Origin of the sequence: Fructilactobacillus fructivorans, from assembly GCF_001434095.1 — a bacterium.
In the GTDB taxonomy this organism is placed as follows: Bacteria; Bacillota; Bacilli; order Lactobacillales; family Lactobacillaceae; genus Fructilactobacillus; species Fructilactobacillus fructivorans.
In genome coordinates, this window is record NZ_AZDS01000001.1 from 248,967 (window position 1) to 265,245 (window position 16,279).

At 36.7% G+C, this 16,279-nt stretch carries 18 protein-coding genes; 4 read left to right on the top strand and 14 right to left on the bottom strand.

Going from position 1 to position 16,279, the window contains the following annotated elements:
- Positions 1-5: 5 nt before the first annotated feature.
- The 4 genes from FC73_RS01310 to aspS form a co-directional block, all read right to left on the bottom strand.
- On the bottom strand, positions 6-815 hold the full coding sequence (locus FC73_RS01310) for an ABC transporter permease (protein ID WP_010021369.1): 810 nt from the start codon (positions 813-815) through the stop codon (positions 6-8).
- 26 nt (positions 816-841) lie between these two features.
- Positions 842-1,909, bottom strand: coding sequence for a CDP-glycerol glycerophosphotransferase family protein (locus FC73_RS01315; RefSeq protein WP_010021368.1), 1,068 nt, complete (start codon positions 1,907-1,909; stop codon positions 842-844).
- A gap of 157 nt (positions 1,910-2,066) precedes the next feature.
- Entirely contained in the window at positions 2,067-2,945 is an 879-nt protein-coding gene (locus tag FC73_RS01320) for a YitT family protein (protein WP_010021367.1), read from the bottom strand.
- Between the two features lie 101 nt (positions 2,946-3,046).
- The gene (gene aspS, locus FC73_RS01325; RefSeq protein ID WP_010021366.1) at positions 3,047-4,837 is read right to left on the bottom strand and encodes an aspartate--tRNA ligase; all 1,791 of its coding nucleotides are present in this window, start codon (positions 4,835-4,837) and stop codon (positions 3,047-3,049) included.
- 345 nt (positions 4,838-5,182) lie between these two features.
- On the opposite strand from aspS, the gene FC73_RS01330 reads away from it, so the two are divergent.
- Both FC73_RS01330 and FC73_RS01335 read left to right on the top strand, forming a co-directional pair.
- A complete protein-coding gene (locus tag FC73_RS01330) occupies positions 5,183-6,034 on the top strand; it encodes an N-acetylmuramoyl-L-alanine amidase family protein (RefSeq protein ID WP_010021365.1) in 852 nt (283 codons plus the stop codon).
- A gap of 13 nt (positions 6,035-6,047) precedes the next feature.
- Complete coding sequence (locus tag FC73_RS01335; protein WP_010021364.1) at positions 6,048-6,896, top strand: fructosamine kinase family protein; 849 nt, start codon at positions 6,048-6,050, stop codon at positions 6,894-6,896.
- Here FC73_RS01335 and FC73_RS01340 read toward each other — a convergent pair.
- The 10 genes from FC73_RS01340 to FC73_RS01385 form a co-directional block, all read right to left on the bottom strand.
- A complete protein-coding gene (locus tag FC73_RS01340) occupies positions 6,885-7,517 on the bottom strand; it encodes an HAD-IA family hydrolase (RefSeq protein WP_029327111.1) in 633 nt (210 codons plus the stop codon). The genes FC73_RS01335 and FC73_RS01340 overlap by 12 nt on opposite strands.
- 1 nt (position 7,518) lies before the next feature.
- Entirely contained in the window at positions 7,519-7,974 is a 456-nt protein-coding gene (gene dtd, locus FC73_RS01345) for a D-aminoacyl-tRNA deacylase (RefSeq protein WP_056936280.1), read from the bottom strand.
- 6 nt (positions 7,975-7,980) lie between these two features.
- Positions 7,981-10,206 carry a RelA/SpoT family protein gene (locus FC73_RS01350; RefSeq protein ID WP_010021360.1) on the bottom strand — a complete coding sequence of 742 codons (2,226 nt, stop codon included), beginning with the start codon at positions 10,204-10,206 and terminating at the stop codon, positions 7,981-7,983.
- A gap of 7 nt (positions 10,207-10,213) precedes the next feature.
- Positions 10,214-10,957, bottom strand: coding sequence for a 16S rRNA (uracil(1498)-N(3))-methyltransferase (locus FC73_RS01355; protein ID WP_010021358.1), 744 nt, complete (start codon positions 10,955-10,957; stop codon positions 10,214-10,216).
- Positions 10,958-11,914 (bottom strand): 50S ribosomal protein L11 methyltransferase, encoded by a 957-nt coding sequence (gene prmA / locus FC73_RS01360; protein ID WP_010021356.1) that lies wholly within the window; start codon positions 11,912-11,914, stop codon positions 10,958-10,960. It lies immediately after the preceding gene.
- A 37-nt stretch (positions 11,915-11,951) separates the two neighbouring features.
- Complete coding sequence (locus FC73_RS01365) at positions 11,952-12,275, bottom strand: hypothetical protein (protein WP_010021355.1); 324 nt, start codon at positions 12,273-12,275, stop codon at positions 11,952-11,954.
- A 152-nt stretch (positions 12,276-12,427) separates the two neighbouring features.
- Positions 12,428-12,814, bottom strand: coding sequence for a VOC family protein (locus FC73_RS01370; RefSeq protein WP_010021354.1), 387 nt, complete (start codon positions 12,812-12,814; stop codon positions 12,428-12,430).
- A gap of 98 nt (positions 12,815-12,912) precedes the next feature.
- On the bottom strand, positions 12,913-13,275 hold the full coding sequence (locus FC73_RS01375) for a hypothetical protein (RefSeq protein WP_010021353.1): 363 nt from the start codon (positions 13,273-13,275) through the stop codon (positions 12,913-12,915).
- A 16-nt stretch (positions 13,276-13,291) separates the two neighbouring features.
- Positions 13,292-13,621, bottom strand: coding sequence for an acetyl-CoA carboxylase (locus tag FC73_RS01380; RefSeq protein WP_147299360.1), 330 nt, complete (start codon positions 13,619-13,621; stop codon positions 13,292-13,294).
- Entirely contained in the window at positions 13,599-14,897 is a 1,299-nt protein-coding gene (locus FC73_RS01385) for a Y-family DNA polymerase (RefSeq protein WP_010021350.1), read from the bottom strand. Before FC73_RS01385 ends, FC73_RS01380 begins: the two co-directional genes overlap by 23 nt.
- Before the next feature lie 113 nt (positions 14,898-15,010).
- Between FC73_RS01385 and FC73_RS01390 the strand changes: the two genes are divergently transcribed.
- On the top strand, positions 15,011-15,457 hold the full coding sequence (locus FC73_RS01390; RefSeq protein WP_010021348.1) for a sunset domain-containing protein: 447 nt from the start codon (positions 15,011-15,013) through the stop codon (positions 15,455-15,457).
- Positions 15,454-16,236, top strand: a complete 783-nt coding sequence (locus tag FC73_RS01395) for a DNA/RNA non-specific endonuclease (RefSeq protein ID WP_010021347.1) — start codon at positions 15,454-15,456, stop codon at positions 16,234-16,236. The genes FC73_RS01390 and FC73_RS01395 overlap by 4 nt, the downstream gene beginning before the upstream one ends.
- Positions 16,237-16,279 lie beyond the last annotated feature (43 nt).

Consider the following 16,279-nt stretch of genomic DNA (forward strand, 5'->3'; position numbering starts at 1 on the left):
TTTCCTTATACTAAGTCAACAAAATGTGATCTAAATTTAAAGTGTAAATGTGATCCAACTAAAAAGAAAAACAACGTCATTAACCAGAAAATAATACTTAGAAGCGGCTTTTCCCAGAACCAACTGCTTGATAACATTGAATCACGAAATCCTTGAACGATATAAAAGAATGGATTTAATTCTAGGATTCTAATCAAAAATGGCGGGAACGAAGCAGAAGATTCAAAGTTGAACAGAACTCCAGAAATGTAGAACAACATTCTCATAAACGACTGTAGCATCACGTGGTAATCCCGGATTAAAACGGTAATCGTCGAATTAAAGATTCCAAAAGCAATTAACCACGCAATCATTGCGATAAAGTAATAAATCCACTGAAACCAGAATAAACTCGGACGAACCCCATAAAGATATCCAATCACAATTGAAAAAACCAGCATGGTCCAAAAGGAGCTTAGATTACTGACTAATTTAATCGAGGGTAGGATGCTAATGGGAAACTTCATCTTTGAAACTAAACCGGCACGTTGATAAATACTTTTAGAAGCATCTAGAGTCACACGATTCATAAAAAACCATGGTGTGATACCAATAACCATCCATGGTAAATAACTTCCGTTGTGACCAGTACTTCCCTTTAGTCCAACACCGAAGACTAACCAGTAAATGGCAATTTGAATCAGCGGGTACAAATATTCCCAAACCAAGCCTAAGTAATGACTCTGGTAAGTAGCCTTATCTTCGTATTTTGAAATTCGAAAAATAATGCCTAAATTTTCAAATTGTTCTTTAAGTAAGGCCCAAACTTCCTTCAAGCTCAGCACTCTCCTTTTTTATTTCATTAATTATTTTGTAAAACATATCTTTTGATAACACGTTCGGTTGCATACCCATCATTGTATGTATTCCAATGTTTATTAAAACTAGTAAAATCAATCTTTTGATTAGCAACAATTGCCTGCGTTAATTGATCAACCCTTGTAATTGGCTCTGATGGCAGCCACTCCAAAAAGTCTTTTTGGATTCCTGGGTCCTGCTCGTATTGTTTGAGATCAAACATAAAGAAAATCATTGAATGAGCTTGGGGTAATAAGCTAAAATCAAAAGCCACTGAAGAATAATCAGTCACTAGTGTATTACATACTGATAGGAGATCAGAAGTAGAAAGTTGATTATAAAAGCGAATATTCCCATTAGAAAATTTCCTGATTCGTGATTCCTGATCTCGTAACAACGGATGAAGTTTAACGACCGTAATCGCATCAGGATCAGCCGTTAACGCTTCACCAATGTCCTTTGGAGGATCAAACTCAAGTCCATCACGATAGGTGGGAGCATACAAGATTACACGCTTCCCCTTTAATTCAGGTGCCACCTCATAGACCCTGTGTCTAGCAACCCTTCTCCAACGTTCCTTAAATAGTCGATCTGACCTCGGATATCCAAGATACTTCATCTTATCAGGTGATTCTCGATAACTTCGTTCAAAAATATGTCCCATTGCCTTAGAAGCAACCACAAAATCATCAAAATGATTGTAAACACTTTGAAATCGAAGTTTGTCAAAAAATGATCTTTTGTTAGTGGTCGGATCTTCCCAACCAAAACATTTAATGGCACCATCGGCATGCCACAACTGGACAATCTTCATTTTTTTCTTTGGTCGAACTAAACCAGCCAAAAACGGGAAATAATTATCACAAAACAAAACGCGAGCCGACATTAAACTAGGAATAGTTAACAACGCAAACCTTGCATTTTCTTTAAATGGAATGGTCTTAATCCCAAACGCACTCAGGTCAGTTGCGGCTGCCTCAATTTCAGGTTCGTATAACACAACTAGCTCTTGACCCTCAGGCATGTTAGCGGCAATTTGCTTAATTAGCCTCAGATTATTATCAAAACTCATTACATAATATATATTCTTTTTGGGTCGAAAATAAAAAATTGTCGAAATTAATCTAATCAACCATGTATATATGACTTTCACTTTCATCACCATTTTCAATAATTACAATGAAACATTATACCATAATAAAAAAACAACACTTCAGGCTAAAAGCCAGCTATTTCCGTTTTTTCTCATAAAAATTACCAAACACCTTATCAACATCGACCACTACCCCGAATGCATCGGGATCAGATTCATTTAAGGCTGCATCAAATTCGGTCATTTCATATCGTGAAATTGAAGTAAACAGGACCGACTTCTTCTTATGGTTATAAGCACCCTCGGCATTATGAATAATAGTAATTCCTCTTCTCAAATGATTTTGAATGCTATCTACGACCGTCTTGGGCCGATCGGTAACAACCATCACTTGGACAATTTGTTGTCTTGTATATGCCAAATCCATTGCCTTAGCGTTTACTAGAACTCCAATTGCTGAATAAAAAGCATAGGGCCATCCATAAAAGAAACCAGCTGATAAAATAATAAAGGTATTAAATATAAGGTTAATGGTTCCAATTGATTTTCCGGTTTTCCTTTGGATCACGATTCCCAAAATATCCAATCCACCAGTTGAAATACCATTTTTTAAGGATAATCCCACTCCAAATCCATTAATTGCACCACCAAAAATTGCACAGATTAATGGATCTGTGGTTAAGGTTAGAGGACGTAAGATTTTAATCATGACACTGGCAACAACGACAGAAACAAACGTAAACATCGTAAACTGATGACCAATTTGTTTCCAAGATAAAATAAACATTGGGATATTAAGTAGGAATAATCCCAATGCAGCCGAAATCGTAAACGGAAAATATCGTTCAGTCAAAGTATTAAGTAACTGTGCAAATCCAGTAACCCCTGAAGAATAAATGTGCCCAGGAGTCCAAAAGAAGTTCATCGCGATGGATACCATAATTCCATATACAAATGCGGTTGATAACTTTGATATGTACTGATGTCGTTTTAAAATTTTTTGTACGTCGTCCATTTAAGTTCCTTCTGATCATTTAGAAATTCATAACTAGTATAACATTACCAAATTTAAAAAAAATAAAAAGTTGTGAGCTAGTCACAACTTTTTATTTAATCTTATTTATTATTTGATTTGTCTTTTTGATCTAGAGAAATTCCTAATTCATCCAACTGCTTCTGTGAAACTGGAGTTGGAGCTCCGGTCAAAGGCTCAACCGCCTTTGAATTCTTAGGGAAAGCAATTACATCCCTAATATTGCCACGATGAGCTAACAACCTAGCAAAACGATCAAGTCCGATTGCTAGACCACCATGTGGTGGGAATCCATAATCCAAAGCACGAAGAAAGTATCCAAATTGAGCTTCAGCACTCTCTTTAGTAAACCCAAGGGCTTTAAACATTTTTTCTTGAAGTTCACGGGTGTGAATACGAATTGATCCACCACCAAGTTCGAGGCCATTTAAGATAATGTCATAACTTTGAGCATGTGCTTTATGAGGATCTTCCCCATCATTTAAGTAATGTTCATCACCTTTATTTGGCATCGTAAATGGATGGTGAGCAGCTACCCAACGTCCTGCACCTTCATCGTACTCAAACAGTGGCCAGTCCACAATCCATAAGAAGTTGTACTGATCTTCTGGAATCATATTCAATTCGTTAGCAATCGCAACTCTTAAATATCCTAATGTATCCGCAACCACTTTACTTCGATCGGCAGCAAACAACAATAAGTCACCGTCTTTAGCCCCAGTCGTTTCTTTAATTTTACTTACCATTGCTGGATCTTTAAAGAACTTAGCAATTGGGCCAGAAAATCCGTCATCTGTAACCTTCATCCATGCTAGTCCCTTAGCACCAAACCGTTTTACATACTCACCATACTTATCAATATCTTTTCTTGAGAACTGCTTGGCTCCATCAGGGACGCCAATGGCCTTTACCTGACCACCGTTCTTAATGGCCGAACTAAAGACTTTAAAATCAGAATCTGCTACTACATCCGAAAGATCTTTTAATTCCATTTTAAAACGTGTGTCAGGTTGGTCAGTTCCAAATCGATCCATTGATTCTTGCCAAGTAATTCTTTCAAATGGTGTATCAACGTCAACGTTGACCGTATCTTTCATAACCTTTTTAATCAATCCCTCGGTAAGGTCTTGAATCTCCTCAGCTGACAAAAATGACGTTTCCATGTCGATTTGAGTAAATTCGGGCTGCCGATCGCCACGTAAATCCTCGTCTCTAAAACAACGGGCAATCTGATAGTAACGATCAAAGCCAGCACCCATTAATAATTGTTTAAATTGTTGAGGAGACTGCGGAAGAGCATAAAAAGAACCGGGGTATACTCGTGATGGAACCAGGTAATCCCTGGCACCTTCAGGGGTTGAAACCGTTAAATCTGGCGTCTCAATATCAATAAACCCATTTTCATCAAAATATTTGTGAGTTGACTGTAAGATTCGGTTCCGAATCATCAATCCCTTTTGCATTACTGGCCGTCTTAAATCAAGATAACGATACTTTAACCTCAAATCATCAGAGGCATTGATATCATTCTTAATCTCAAATGGAGTCTGTTTTGATGTGCTTAAAACCTTAGCATCAGAAACGTCAACTTCCACTTTTCCAGTGTGAATATCAGGATTGATTTCCTTTTCAGATCTAGCAACCACTCTTCCTTTAATTTGGATTACGTACTCGTTTTTAACTGATTCAGCTACCTTAAAAGCATCCTCACCATTTTTCTCATTAAAAACCAGTTGAACAATTCCAGCACGATCCCGAAGATCGATAAAAATTAAACTTCCTAAATTCCGTTTTTTGGCAACCCATCCATCAAGAACCACTTCTTGATCTAAATAATCTTCGTTAACATTTCCAGCATAAGTCGTTCTTTTCATCTACCACATCTTCCTCTCATTGAGTCAAAAGTATAAAAAAAGGCGAGCCATGTAATCACAAGGGCGCAATTAGCACGGTACCACCTTTTTTGGTTCTCTTATTTATTAATTTTACCTAGATGCGTCTTTACCATTTATAGGACATACCATTTCAGCAATTAGGTACTCTCTTAAGACCAGCAAACGGTTACTATTCATCTTCAACGGCATTTCAAATCAATTTAAGATTAATAAAACCCAGATGAATTGTCAAGATTCAAGTTAATTTTTTTATTATAGACTTAAGGAAACAGTAAAAAAGTTATACTATTATGAGTAATCATATAATCCAATGAGGCCCTTAAAATGAAAACAAAATTTTACATAAAGAACAAACGAGGATTTTATACTACCCTAATAATTATTGGAACAACCATAATCATCCTCCTAATCATGCTAGTTAAAAACAATATTGGAGTTGGATTCAATAATTTAGCCATTAAGACCGGTCCAGGAATCCAGTACAAAACGGTTAAAACCGTCAATCGTGGCACCCGATTGCAAATCTTGAGCGAAAAGAATAATTGGTATCGAGTGGTTTATAAAAATCAAAAAATTGGTTGGATTCCAACCTGGTTAGTGAATAATAATAAGATTACTAATGCCACTAAACTATCAGAAACAACCATTGTATTGGATCCTGGTCATGGTGGTAATGATTCTGGAGCGCTTTCAACACATGGTCAAAAAGAAAAAACGTACACTCTTCAATTAGCTCAGAAGGTTGCAAATAAACTGCGGAATCAAGGTGCACATGTTATTATGACAAGGGATTCAGATAAATCCGTTAGTTTATATAAAAGACCAGATTTTTCAACTGATAATCATGCCAATCTCTTCGTTAGTTTTCATTTTGACTCGTCCAGTACGGATAATACGGCCAGTGGTTTTACAAATTATTACTATCACGCCGGAAAATCCAAACAACTGGCATCCGACATTAATTCATACATGGGAAACGTTCCTCTTAATAATCGAGGGGTTCAGATTGGTAATTATCTAGTAATCAGGGATGTTTCTATCCCGTCAGTTTTACTTGAAATGGGATATATTAACAACGATCATGACTTTAACAAAATTAAAAATCCCACCTACCAAAATTTGGTCGCAAATGACGTTCTCAAAGGAATCAACCGTTATGTAAATAAAACTTACTAGAAAGGAGTTTATTATGAAAAAATTAGATCAAGAGTGGATTAACCAGTTGCCATTAAAAAACGTTCAATCACTATCTCCCGTGTCAGGCGGAGATATTAACGATTCATACCAGGTTAAAACCCCAGATCATGTCTATTTTATGAAGGTTCAACCAGGTCGTGGAAAACAGTTTTTTGACCATGAAGTTGAGGGAATTCACCTTTTATCACAAGCTGCCAATGTTCCCACAGTAGTTTCCTCTGGTGAAATCAATGGAGATGGATTTCTTATCCTCGATTGGATTGACGTTGGATCTGGGAATCAATATGATTTGGGAAAAATGGTTGCCAACGTTCATAAAGTTCATAACGATCAGTTTGGTTTAGACCATAACTTTGATGCTGGTAAAATTCCTAAAAACAATCATTGGCAAGACACTTGGCAAAAATTTTACGTTGAACAAAGAATTGATCCCCTAGTTAAGATTGCAGCCAAAAAAGGTCGCTGGAATGACTCCCGCGACCAACATTATCAAGTTATGCGCCAACAAATTATCGATTACTACACTAAACACCCAGTGACTCCTAGCCTTCTTCATGGAGACTTGTGGTCAGGAAACGCCATTTTTACCAGTAAACATGAACCAATGTTAATTGATCCTGACGTTTACTTTGGCGATCGTGAATATGACCTAGGAGTTACAACCGTTTTTGGGGGATTCGATCGCGACTTTTATCGTGGCTATAATGACACATATCCAATTGAGCCAGGCTTTAAAAATCGCGTTGGCTGGTACCGATTTTACTACGCTTTAGTCCATGTAGTTCTTTTCGGTGAAACCTTTGGACCTTTATTAGACGGAATCCTTAGCTCATTCAATTAACTTTGATATTTCATCAAAACTATGAGCTACGTAATCAGGGTCACCTTGATCCTCAATCATATAGTCAGGATCAAACAAGATGGTTTTAACCCCGGCATTATGGCCAGCATCAACATCTAATTGCCGATCACCAATCATAAAAGTAGATGATCGGTTTAAGTCCATATTATTAATTAAATAATTCAGAGACTCAGGATTGGGTTTCCTTTTAAACGACTGTTTACTGGTTACAAAACCAGTAAACAGTTTTTTTAGGTCAAAATCATTTAATAATGTTATGGCTTGATCATCACGATGAGTTAACAGTCCGTTGCTTCCACCAGTACCAATTACATTACTTAAAACAGCTCTGACCCCAACAAATGGTTTTGCCAACATGACCTCATCACGTTCGAATTGCTTATATGATCGAGAAAATTGATCTCGATTAATGTTAAAGCTAGCACAATACTTGGTTTCACTAGCTCCAAGTGAATGAATCCGCATGTCTTCATAAATTGATTCAGAATCAAAATTAACGTCACTAACACCATTTTCGTCCAATGCTTTACAAAATGAGGTTACCATGTAGGGATAAGTGTTAAAAAGAGTACCATCAAAATCCCAAATTGCATTTACCATATCAATTATTTTCCTTTTTTTGGTAATTTAAAATAAAAGTAGATGGACCATGATTTTCTAAATCCACGTCCATATCAGCTCCAAAGACGCCAGTTTCTACTTTCAATCCATTTTTTTTGAGGGCATCATTAAATGATTCATAAATTTTCTTCGCATGATCAGGATCACCCGCGCCGGTGAAAGTAGGCCGATTACCCTTTTTAGTGTCGGCCAACAGAGTAAATTGCGAAACTGACAAAATTGAACCTGAGACTTGTTTAATATTTAAATTCATTTTACCGTTTTCATCTTCAAAGATCCGAAGATGAGCGACTTTGTGGGCCAGGTGATCAACTTCATCCTGTCCATCAGAATCTTGAGCGCCAACCAGAATTAAGTACCCCTTCTTAATGGCACCCCTAACCTGATCATTAATTTTAACTTCTGCCCAATTAACTCGTTGAATGACTAACTTCATTATCCGTTATCCTTCCGTTCGTTTAACCTCATAAACATCTGGAACCGCATTTACACTATCAATAATTCGGTCAAGTTGCTGAACATTTCGGACCCCAACTGAAACCCGAATTGAAACCAAATCCTCGTGAATAACCTTTCCTTCTACCGAATTAAGATTCTTGGTAGCGGAATTAACCCGTTTTAGTATGTCATTTAATAATCCGCTTCGATTGTATCCTTGAATTTCTAGATCACTGTCATAAGTAATGGCATTATCTTCTACTTTGCGCCAGTTAAGGTTGATAATACGATTATTCCCGGTCTTAGCTTGAAGAAGGTTCGGGCAATTAGCACGATGAACAGAAATTCCATTCCCCATCGTGATATAACCCTCAATCTCATCGCCTGGAACTGGATCACAACAACGACTAATATGAACTAAAAGATTATCAACACCCTCGATTTTAATGTTATCTTCTGGTTTCTTGCCTTGTTCAGCATCTTCACTCTCATGAGAAATGGTCTTATGACCCTCTAACACGTCTCGTTCAGCGTCTTCTTGCCGTTTCTTTTCAATTTCATTTTTTTCAGGCTCCAGAAGTCGGTTAACAACTCCGTTAGGTTGAATATCACCAAAACCAATCGCAGCGTATAAATTATCAATACTTGTATAATGCATTTCATTGATAACTCGCGTTAAGTTATCATCACTAAGAATTGTTGCTGGATCGAATCCCGAATCAACAATGTCTTTTTCCAACGTTTCTTTTCCAGAATTAATGTCATCATCATGACTGCTACGCTTAAAGAATTGCTTAATTTTATGTTTGGCCCGACGGGTTTTTACCATGGACATCCAATTTTTTCCTGGACCATCAGAACTACTTGACGTAATAATGTCGACAATATCCCCATTTTTAATTTCATAATCAAGAGGAACTAACTTGCCATTTACTCTCGCACCAGTAGTTGAATTACCAACATCAGTGTGGATGGAATATGCCATATCAATCGGGATGGATCCCTTAGGAAGTTCAATTACATCTCCAGATGGGGTGAAGGCATAGACGCGATCACTAAATAAGTCTCCCTGCACACTATCCATGAAATCAGAAGCATTCTCTGATTCTTCCTGAATCTCGATAATTTTCTTAAACAAATTCAGCTGAACATTACTCTTGTTACTTTCAACCTCATCTGTTTTGCCTTCCTTATATGCCCAGTGTGCGGCAACCCCGTATTCAGCAATGCGATGCATTTCTTCCGTCCGAATTTGGATTTCAAGTGGTTTGCCTTCTGGTCCAACAACTGTAGTATGCAATGATTGATACATATTGGGTTTTGGCATTGCAATGTAATCTTTAAAACGATCTGGAAATGGCTTCCATTCCGTGTGAATGGCTCCTAAAACGGCATAACAATCTTTAACTGATTTAACAATTACACGAACGGCCAATAGGTCATAAATTTCTTTAAAGTCTTTATGTTTGTCATGCATTTTGCGATAGATGGAATAAATATGCTTAGGTCGTCCGTAAACCTCACCTTTGATGCCTAAACCCTCAATTGCTTGTTGAACTTTCTTAACCGCTCTATTAACATATGCAACTCGTTCATTTCGCTTTGAATTCATCAAGTTAACGATCTCATAATAATCATCTGGCTTTAGGTAACGGAGTGAAAGGTCCTCTAATTCCCACTTGATGGTTCCAATTCCCAAACGATCCGCTAGGGGTGCATAAATATCGAGGGTTTCCTGTGCAATTCGTTTTTGTTTATCGGGACGAAGGGCATCCAAGGTCTCCATGTTATGAAGGCGATCGGCTAACTTAACGATCATTACTCGAATATCCTTACACATCGCTAATAGCAACTTTCGATGATTCTCTGCCAGCTGCTCTTTACTAGATTTATATTTAATTTTACTGAGTTTTGAGACCCCATCAACGATTAATGAGACATGGTCACCAAAAAGTTCAGTTATATCTCCGATGGTTGCTCCAGTGTCTTCAACAACATCATGAAGAAATCCAGCTGTAATTGTTTCTGCATCCATATGAAGATCAGTTAAAATACCAGCAACCTCAACTGGATGATTAATATAAGGTTGTCCCGATGCTCGCTTTTGATCTTCATGAGCAATCTTTGCAAATTTATACGCTTTTTTAATCATTTGAATATCGTTTTTGTCTAGATACTCAGATGCTTCATCAAATATTTCTTTTGGTGTCCATTCTTTAACTTTTGACATGTTATCCCTACTTAATTTGTTTTAGTTCTAATAACGTTGAAACTGCTGATAAAAGGTAAAGTGGTGCTGATTCAGTTCTCAAGATTCTTGGACCCAAACCAACTGAGACAAAGCCCACATTCTCTAATCGCTCAACCTCACTAGGAGAAATTCCACCCTCTGGTCCAAAGAAAACCATGAGGTCTTGTCCCGTTTTCATTTGTGAAACTATTTTATAAAGTTTGCTATTTTCGCCATGTTTAGCAGCTTCTTCATAAGCCATCACTTTGTAATCAGACTTAATTTTACTAACATGATTGATTGAATCTACGTACTTCACATCTGGAATTAAATTTCGATGAGACTGTTCGGCCGCGCTTTTAGCAATTTTTTGTAACCTTTTGATTTTTTTAGGTGCCTTACTACCCCACTTAGCAATGGCCCAATCAGTTGGAGTAAAAATAATCCGATCAGCTCCCATTTCCGTTGCTTTCTGCGTAATCAAATCCGCCTTACTCCTTTTGGGAAGTCCACAAACAATCGTTACCTTAACGGGAAGTTCAACATTCTGATTAGTTTTATCAGTAATTTTAATGGTTGGCGTAGCTTCATCAACCAGTTCTCCAACGTATACGATCTCTTGATTAGATACAAACTCTGCTTTTGATCCCCGTTCGGCCCGCATCACCCCATTCCAATGATGGGAAACATCGTTTGGAAGCTCAATGATTTGACCAACTTGAAGGGGATAATTTAAAAAATAATGTTGCAATTAATTCTCCTCACTAACTTTTTCTGCAATGACAGAACGCCAGTCTTTCATGGTTAAAACCTGATTAATCTTAAAATGATGTTTTTTAAGGGTAGCAATTACTTCATCTAGTTTATCAGCAATAATTCCAGAAGTAATAAAGATTCCCCCGTTATTTAAGCACTTTTCAGCTTGTGGGATTAAAGGAATAATAATTTCAGCAAGAATATTAGCAACTACGATATCCGCCTTGATATTAATTCCGTCTAATAAATTGTTAACTTTCACCTGAATTCCTTGCATACCCGGATTCAGTGCAATGTTTTTTTTAGCTGATTTAACCGCTACGTCATCAACATCATAAGCATTAATGGTTCCAGCTCCTAATTCCCTAGCAGCAATACTTAACACACCTGATCCAGTTCCTACATCAAGCATGGTTTCATCGCCACGAATTGTCATTTCTAGGGCTTGCATTGCTAACTTAGTAGTCGGATGAGTACCGGTTCCAAACGCCATCCCTGGATCCAAACGAACCATTAACTCATCAGAATTCTTAATGTCATAATCTTCCCAACTTGGAACCACGGTTAAAAATCTTGTAACTCGTTCTGGGTGATAATACTTCTCCCAAGAAGTGGCCCAGTCTTCATCCTTAACTGATTTAACACTAACTAGATTTGGACCAGGATCTAAGCCAAACTGGTTCAAACTTCCTACTTTATTTTTCACCTTTTTAACAACATTATCAACGTCAATCTTATCCTTAAAATAGGCACTGACTTGTGCTTCATTCAAATTATAATCAGTTCTAGAATCACCTAGCTCATATTGGTCCCAATTAGCCTCGCGTTTTAGAACTTCATAATCATTTCTGTCATCAATCTGAACTCCAGTTGCCCCTTGTTCCATTAAAATATTGGAAACAGCGTCAACGGCTTCATGACTCGTTTTTACTGAAACTTTAACTAAATCCATCCTTTAAACCTCATTCTTTTTATAAAAAAAGCACCCGTTAACTGGATGCATTATTTTTATTATCTTCAATTTTTTCAAGCTTTTGCTCATGCTGCTTTAAATGACCAGCTAAATACTTAAGCAATCCTCGTTCAGTCTTAAAAATTCGGGGATGCTTTTGCTTATGCAATCGAAGATCAATTTCTTTAATTCTTTGTCGTCCAGTCCAACCGTGTCCGTAGCGAATAATGAGTCGATTATTCAAATTATTCTTACCAAAGCGAAATACGTAGATATTATCTGGGGTAATTAATGGTCTAATATATGTCTTTTTATAATGATATCCTTGATCGCGCAAAAACTTTTTAGTTTGATCTAACATATTTATCCTCCTCTCGTATTTTTATTTACACTCGTCCTTAAAACCTTTAGTCTATATCATAATGGAGAAATATTTAATTAGCAAGCATCTATCATACAGCAAATAAAAAGACGTGCTTTACCACGTCTTTTTATAACTATTCAAATTATAAACTAAACAATTTGACAGAATTCAATCTTTTCGTGGTTAGGACCATAAATGTTGAAGAAGCGAATCCCCTTGTCCCAGAATGGACGAGTATCAATTTCATCTTCCTGAACGTCTAAGCCCATTTTCTTAGCTTCTTTAAATGCTGCATCAGCATCAGTGGTATTTAATGAAATATGGTTAATAGCACCGTCTTTATCAGCAACTGGATCGCCTTCCCATGTTTCAATCATCAAATTACCATACTTCATGAAAGCACAACGATTTCCTTGATACATAAATTGGCCAGCTTTATCAAAGCCTAATTTCTTGTAAAAATCGATTGTTTCATCTAAATCTTTGGCAGGAATTCCAACGTGTTGGATACCTGTGAAGTAGTCACTAAGTGCCATAATAATTCTCCTTATGATATATTTTTTCACTTTATGTGAAATCTCTAACAACTATATTGTAAGACATTAACGATAATTAATAAAGTCATACTATTAGTTTATTTTATTAATTTGGCACTTACAATTTCATCCCATCTAAGGATTTGATCACCTACAATGACTAAATTTTTATAGTAACCCTTCATCGTACCAATGATTTGTTCAATTTTTAATTCATTCTTATCGTAGTAAGCATATTGGAGTTCCACCTTAAGGCGATTAGCAAATGACTTTTGCAGAACCTCATCAATTTCTGAACGATCCATTTGATCATCTAATTTTCTTTGCTGTTGCTCTGCTTTTTGTTTCCTTAACTTACTTAATTTGCTGGTATGGTCTGATAAAAAATAACCCTGCCATTTTTTAATACCACGATCATGATAATCAAATTTAAAAAAATTCTGAACAGCTTTTTCATTCATGATGGTTCTCCTAACTCTAACTTTGAATTTTTCTTTGCGCCGTTGGCCAAACTAAGTTCCCAAAATTACGATAATAAGTAGTTAATAAATTACGTTTGCCTACGTAATTAACGATTGCCTCCAAAAATTCCAAGTCATAATTCGAAATAACATAAAGCGGTTGTGATCGCTCCTGTTGGTACTTTTTCTTAGAACTTAGAAACCAATCATACTCATAATCAAAAACATTATTAACAATCATCATCCAGTAGCGGGTCCCTGGAACGCGTAAAAACAAATGATCAATATTGGCTAAAATTTTGTTTCCTACCAAAGTGACATCACTATTCATAGGAATTGCCTCCATTATGTCCTCCTACCAGATTTGACCTAGAAATCGCGGTAGCACCGTTACACAAACTATTCGCGTTTAATAAAGCGGCATTTCCAAATTGTTTTCGAATTTGATCGCCAGTTTTGTTTAACACGTTTTGTTTGATGGTCCTTTGATTATCTCTAAATAAGTCGAGTTGTTCACCTACTTTAGGTGATAAATGAACATATTCTACCCCAATATTGCGAATCATCTCGCCATTCCAATTTCTCTCAAATAATTCAGTCAAATCACGGCCAAGTTCATAACTATCATCAGTCGGATTAATCTTCATTGATTGAGAAAATCCACTGCTACCAGTTACTTGCTTCGTTGCAAAGGAAAAACCAATAAACAAGGTAATCCATCCCGTTTGCAAATGGTGATTACGAATCCTAGAAGCAACTTGACTCGCGACCTCTTTAATAACTATTTCGATCTCACTTCGGCTTGTATAGTCTCTTGGGAGAACCTGTGAGTTACTATAACTTTTCTCTTTGGTATGCATGGGCTGTCTTAAATTACTTCGATCAATTCCCCACGCGGTAGCAAATAATTGCAATCCAATGATTCCCATCTTCTCCTTAATCAAATACGGATTAGCGTGAGCCAAATCATTCATATTATAAATTCCAAGGTGATTTAAGTTAGCTGCAGTTCTTTTCCCAATTCCCCACACGCTCGTTAAGTTTTGAATGTTCCAAATTTTGTTTGGGACATCTTTATAGTGGATTTCGCCCACTAAATCGGAATCATGTTTGGCATAAACGTCCAACGCAATTTTGGCTTGAACGGGATTATCGCCAATTCCAACCGTGGTATATAATCCTAAGCGACTTCTAACCTCCTCTTGAATTTTAAGTGCAACATTTCTTAAACTGTTGCCAAATAAGTGCCATGTATGAGTCATATCAAGTAATGATTCGTCAATTGAATACGGCAAAATGTTATTTTCATCAGTAAATTCAGTAAAAACATCATTAATCTGCAAGTTCTTCTTAATGTACAAATTCATTCGTGGCGGAACAATCAAAAGCCTAGGATCATTAGGTAGATCACGTTGCCTGCTAACGTTACTAATTCCAAATAACTTTTTGGCCATTGGAGATGCCGCCAAAATTAATCCACCGTTAGTATTAGCCTGTTCCGACATCACCACTAATATAGAACGAAGTGGGTTAAGCCCTCGCTTCACACTTTCACAGCTGGCATAAAATGATTTGTTATCAATAAAAAAATAAACTCCGTGAGGTTCTTCATCATAATCCAAAATATCACCTACTCGAACACCTGTTCGTATTAAATATTACTATCTTTTATTGGTAATGTAAATAAAATTTTTATGATACTCTTGAATTATTAAAAAAATAAGGAATGAAAGTAATGAATAAATTTAAGAAAATCGCACTAACGGCTGGATGCGCCGTTTTATTGTTGATTATTCCAACCGAAATTTCGCTTGCTTCTGGTTCCAATCAATCAGAACTAATTGCTCAAGAAAAATCACTTACCAAACAGAGCCAACAATTATCCCAAGAAATTAATCAAGCGCAAGATGACTTAAATCAAAAACACGTCACAATTAAACCAGTCTCTAATCAACAACTGGTTTCATCGCATCCTAAAAAAGACTCCACTCCTGCAAGGGCAGTTCAAAGCTCTGAAGATAAAACTGATACCAATAACAATCAAAAAATCATTGGAAATCGCAACTCTCATGTTTACCATCTTCCGAGCCAAAACAATTATCAGATGAAAAGTAAAAACGCGGTTTATTTTAACTCTGTAGCGGATGCACAAGCTGCTGGATACCGGGAGGCTAAACGATGAAAAAGTACCTCATTATCCCCATTACGTTAGTCAGTTTACTGATGACTGGATGCTCACAACAGTCCCAACCAGCTCATAATCATTCAGCCAACTCCAGTCAAAATACTCAGCAACTTCAAAAGAACGTGAACAATTTACAACGTCAGGTTGATACCAAAAAGGCAAAGCTCAAAAAGCTTCATTATCAGTTAAAGAACTCATCCAATCTAAAGCTAAGCGACCTAAACTATGATGGAAACCAGGAAGTCGAAGTTGATCATAATAATCCTCATTTTGCTCCTTCAGAATTAAATCATAAAAGTCCCTGGCTAAAGTTTAACAATCTTGATCACCTTAACCGTGCTACCGATGCCAATGGCATGTTGAATATAAAAACAATGCCAACTAAAAAACGAGAACCACTTACTTTTAATCCCACCGGATGGCATAACAAACGAATTAATAATGGCTGGCTTTATAATCGTAGTCATCTAATTGGTTATCAGCTCTGCGGTGAAAACAATAATCCTAAAAACTTGATCACGGGAACCAGAACCCTTAACGCTCCGCTAATGCTCTATCATGAAGATGACATTGCTAACTACTTAAAGCAAAACCGAAATAACTATGTTAGATACCAAGTAACTCCAATTTATCGTGGTAACGAACTAGTAAGTCGCGGAGTTCAAATGAGAGCCCAATCAGTTGGAAATAACCAAATTCACTTTAACGTCTACATTTTTAACGTTGAACCTGGATATAATATTGACTATCAAAATGGATATAGTACTAAGGGATAAAAAAAGACAATGACATTTAGTCATCGTCTTTTTACGTTATCTA